Genomic DNA, 2,503 nt, shown 5'->3' on the forward strand with positions numbered 1-2,503 from the left:
GGGCCGGCGGGGTGCTCCGGTCCGGCGACTGCGGGGCCGGGGTAGGCAGGTGGCGCGGGCCGGCCCGCCGCGGCTGCGGTCGGGGTCGGCGCGTCGACGGGTCCGGCGGGCGGCGCGGCCGGTGGGCCGGACACCGGAGGCGCCGGGGTCGGGCGCGGCGAGACGTCCCGGCGCGGCTCGGCCGCCGGCTCGGCGCGGTCGATCGGAGCCGTGCGCTCCGGCGCGGGCAGGGGCGAGGTGCCGGCGGGCCTGGGCAGGAACTCGACGCGCAGGTCGGCGGCGGGCGGCACGTCGGCCGAAGCGTTCGCCGGGGCCGGGCGGTCGGGACGGCCGTCCACCGCCGGCTGCACCGCGGGGTGGGTGCGCCGGCCCGTCTCCGGTCCCGTCGGCCCGTCGAACCGGCCGCCGGGCACCGGTCGGTCTCCCGGGTAGGTGGGCGGCCCCGAAACGGGCACACCGGAGACCGGGCCGCCAGAAACGGGTGCGGCGGGCACGGGTGCCCCGGAAACCGGGCGGCCGGGAACGGGCGCCTCGAAGACCGGCGGTCCCGAGACGCGCGCCCCCGACGTGGGCACGCCGGAGACGGGCTCGTTCGCGGCCGGCGCGCCCGACACCGGCGCGCCCGAGGTGGGCGCCGCCTGGCGCGGGTCCGGTCGGGTCGCCGGCTCCACCGGCGGGCGCCGGACCTCGTCGGGCCGGGTCGGCATCGCCGGCTGACGCGGCTCGTCCGGCCGCGCCGACGGCACGGGCCGGGGCACGGCGTCGTCGGCGCGCGGCGGAGGCGGCGCCACCGGCCGGTCCGACCGCTCCCCGGGGCGGCTCGGGGCGGCCGGCATGGCCGCCTCGTGTCCCGGGTCCGGGCGCGCGCCGGGCTGGGGCTGCTGCCTGACCTCGTCGGGGCGCGCCGGCCGCTCCCACAGGTCGTCCGGGCGGGTGCGCGCGGCCGGCTCGACCGGCGGTCGCCAGCCGTCGCCCGGGCGGGCCGGTCCGGGCTCGCCCGGCCGTCCCTGCCACCCGTCCGGCCGCACCCGGTGCTCCGGCCGCGGCCCGACCGACTCTGGCCGTGGCCCGACCGACTCCGGCCGTGGCCCGACCGACTCCGGCCGACCGTTGGAGTCGGGCCGTGGCCCGACAGGCTCCGACCGCGGACCGGCCGAGCCGGGCCGGGGCCCGACCGAGTCGGGACGCGGACCGGTGAACTCGGTCCGGGGACGGACCGGCTCGGGCCGGCCGTCGACCGGCTCCGGCCGGGGACGCCCCGACTCCGGTCCCGGACCGACGAGGTCCGGCCGCGGGCCGGCCGAGTCGGGACGACGACCCTCGTAGCGGGCCGCGTCGTCCAGCGGCCGGGCGGGGCGGGCGTCCGGGCCGGGCCGGTCGACCGGCGGCCGGTGCCGCTCGTCCGGCCGGTACGCGGCCGGCTCGGTGCGCGGCCGCCGCTCGATGACCGGCCACTCCTCGTGGTGCGTGCGGGCGCGGTCGCCCGGCGGCCGCTGACCGTCCCACCGCTCCTCGGGCCGGAACGCGGCGGGCCGCGACTCGCCGTACCGGCCCGGCTCGGCGCGGTACGGGTCCACCGGCCGGCGCCCGGCCTCGGGCGCCTCCCGGTACGTCTCGGCGCGCGCGGCGGCCTCCCGGCGCGGCGGTCCGTCGTAACCCCGGTCCGGCTCCCGGCGCGGCGGTCCGTCGTAACCACGACCCGGCTCGCCGCGCGGCGGACCGTCGAGACCCCGGTCGCCCGGACGGCCGAGGTCCCGCTCCCGGCGGTCGGTCGGGCGGGCCACCCCGGCATCGGGGCGGCCGTCGAAGCCCTGGTCGCGCCGGCCGGGCAGGTCCTGGTCGCGTCGCTCCGCCGGACGCCCGGGGTCGGCCTCCCGCCGACCCGCCCGACCGTCGAAGGCCGGCTCCCGCCGCCCGTCGAAGGCCGCCTCGCGCCCGCCCTGGAACGCCGCCTCCCGCCGGTCGTCGAACGCCGGGTCACGCCGGTCGTCGAACGCCCGGTCCCGCCGGCCGTCGACCGCCGGCTCGCGCCGGTCCACCGGGCCGCTCCGGCCGTCCGCCGGCCGGCGGCGCTGCTCCGGCCGGCCCGATCGCGGCGGCGCGTGGTGCGGGTACTCGTCCGGCTCCGGCAGCCAGCCCGGCTCCGCCGCGGGGGAGACCGGCCGGTGCGGCGCCGTGCCGCGCGCCGCTTCGGGGCGCACCCACCGCTGGTCGTACCGGTCGCCCGGCGCGCCGCGCCGGGGACCGTCCTCGGGCCGCCCGTCCCCACCCGGCCGACCGCCGCGTCGCCGTTCGAGGTCGTCCGGACCGGCCGGGCTGACCGGGTACGCGCCGCGCCGCCGGTCGGAGTCGTCGGGGCCGGCCGGGCTGACCGGGTACGCGCCGCGCCGCCGGTCGGGATAGTCGGGGGCCGCGCCGGCCTTCCGGGAGATGATGGGCTTCACTCTCCGGCACTACCGGGTGCCGCCCTCGGCGACCAACAAGTCCCCGAAGTTCGAGGTCT

1 pseudogene is annotated in these 2,503 nt (G+C 82.7%); it reads right to left on the reverse strand.

Features of this window, described 5'->3' with window-relative positions:
* A pseudogene (locus ABZV78_RS31615) lies at positions 1-2,444 on the reverse strand (hypothetical protein); the annotation flags it as partial.
* Positions 2,445-2,503: the final 59 nt, after the last annotated feature.

It is taken from the genome of Micromonospora sp. NPDC004540 (assembly GCF_040610095.1).
Lineage (GTDB): Bacteria > Actinomycetota > Actinomycetes > Mycobacteriales > Micromonosporaceae > Micromonospora.